This window comes from Synechococcus sp. R55.8 (assembly GCF_047461895.1).
Lineage (GTDB): Bacteria > Cyanobacteriota > Cyanobacteriia > Thermostichales > Thermostichaceae > Thermostichus.
Window position 1 is genome coordinate 14,438 of sequence record NZ_JANSIB010000062.1, and the last position, 1,772, is coordinate 16,209.

2 protein-coding genes are annotated in these 1,772 nt (G+C 56.0%); one reads left to right on the forward strand and one right to left on the reverse strand.

The annotated features are described in order from the left end of the window. Positions 1-228 precede the first annotated feature (228 nt). The gene (locus tag NW829_RS07645; protein WP_414416799.1) at positions 229-1,350 is read left to right on the forward strand and encodes a methyl-accepting chemotaxis protein; all 1,122 of its coding nucleotides are present in this window, start codon (positions 229-231) and stop codon (positions 1,348-1,350) included. Between the two features lie 52 nt (positions 1,351-1,402). Here the strand turns inward: NW829_RS07645 and NW829_RS07650 are convergent, their stop codons facing one another. Continuing rightward, positions 1,403-1,726 (reverse strand): DUF4359 domain-containing protein, encoded by a 324-nt coding sequence (locus tag NW829_RS07650; RefSeq protein ID WP_414414103.1) that lies wholly within the window; start codon positions 1,724-1,726, stop codon positions 1,403-1,405. Positions 1,727-1,772 lie beyond the last annotated feature (46 nt).

Here is a 1,772-nt window from a genome sequence, read left to right on the forward strand (position 1 = left end):
CAAAGGGATCCGTCCCAGCAAACCGCAAAGAAGGGATCCCAGGCCATCCTTTCCGTACAATCCCGCAGAATCTTATGGGCAAAAGGTGGGATCCCAGGGCAAACTGAAGGTGGTCGATTTTCTGCAGGAATCACCCCATCAAAGGCCGATTTAGGGCCGACTTTTTGTGTTGCTCTACACATTGGCATCCAACCCATCTGTACCCAACGTGTGCCGAGGATCCCTGTGATGGCTACCCTGACAAATCCACCCACTCCTACCCTATCGATCAACACCAAGCTGCGCGATTTGGCCTTGGTGGAGTTTCAGGTGAGCGAGTCCACCCCTTGTGAGAACGTGGTGCGCCGCCTAGAAGATGACAGCAGCCTTTCAGGAGTCATCGTGCTGGACGAGCGGTCACAGGTGCGGGGAATGTTGACCCGCCGCGCCATTCTGGAGTGGATGCTTAGCAAGCCCTACGGCCTGGATGTGTTTTTGAAGCGGCCCATCAGCTCCATGGTAGAGTTCCATAGCCGGGATTTTCTCTTGCTCCCCGGCGACTGCGATGTCATCCAAGCAGCCGACCGAGCTTTCCAACGGCCCGAAGAGACCATCTATGACCCCGTGGTGGTTCAACTGGGATCCCAGGACTACCGCCTTCTCGATGTGCCGGTGTTGTTGGTGGCCCAGGCCCAGGTGCATCTGGCCACCCAGCGCAAGCTACAGGAGCAGCAGGAAGAGATGAAAAGGATCTTGGCAGAGCTGGAGCAGGAAAAAAACCGCAGCCTCCAGTATGCCCGGGATCTGGAGCGACAAAAAGCCGAGATCCTCAGCCAAAACCTGGCCCTAGATATGGAACGCCGGCGGGCCCAACAGCGCTCCGAGGAGTTGGCTCGCCTTAACGCCCGCATCATCGAGATTAGCTCGATCCTCTCGGAGAAGGGCAAATCCACCTTTGCCGCCACCTTTGCTGGGGTAGAAGCGGTGCGCACCCTCTTCCAGGAAATTGCCGACAACAACCAGGAGCTATCCCGCGAACTCAAGGAGATCAACACCATCGTGGATTTGATCGTAGAGGTGGCAGGATACATTCGCCTGCTCTCTTTCAATGCGGCTGTAGAGGCCAACCGCAGCGGTGGTGCCGGTGGCTTTGGAGCCATTGCCCAGGAGATCCGCAAATTGGCCGGGCGAACCACTGAAGCCAGCAACCGTATTCGCAGCTTGGCAGAGCGTATCCAGCGCCAGAGCCAATCCACACTGCAATCGGCCCAAAGCAGTGCTGAGGTGGTGCAATCCCTTTACCAGCAGGCCCAGTCAGCCCAGTTGGCCCTGGAAGAGCTGCAAACCCTGTTGGAACGAGCCCAGATCTAGCCGAACTTTTGAGATTCTTTTGGATCTTGAGATCCTATGGTTGCCATGGTGACTAGGGGGCAGCTTTCCCCTCTCGAATCTCATAAGTATAAAATTGCCCAGCCACGGCAAGGGTTTCAAAGTGGTAGGTGGGCAAGGAGATCCCCAGTGGGCCAAAGTTGAGCAACGACAAATCGGTGGCGTAGAGGCTGAAAAGGATAAAATTCTGCCGGCGGGTTTGGCGCATGAACAAAGCTTCCAGTTCGGGCTGAAGCTCTCGGACGAGGGTATGACATTCCTCAATCAAAGTGGCCAGGAAAGCCGGGATCTGAGCACAGTATTCCCGCGTAGCGTAGGCGGCCAGTTGTTGCCCTGCATGGGTTCTGTACTGATACATTCACGCTGAACTCTCCTGAACATGGTTCAGGAAAGAAGCGATCGCA

Bases quoted from the DNA above. Each gene is read 5' to 3' on its own strand.
- NW829_RS07645 (WP_414416799.1), top strand. From the start codon at position 229: ATGGCTACCCTGACAAATCCACCCACTCCTACCCTATCGATCAACACC.
- NW829_RS07650 (WP_414414103.1), bottom strand. From the start codon at position 1,726: ATGTATCAGTACAGAACCCATGCAGGGCAACAACTGGCCGCCTACGCT.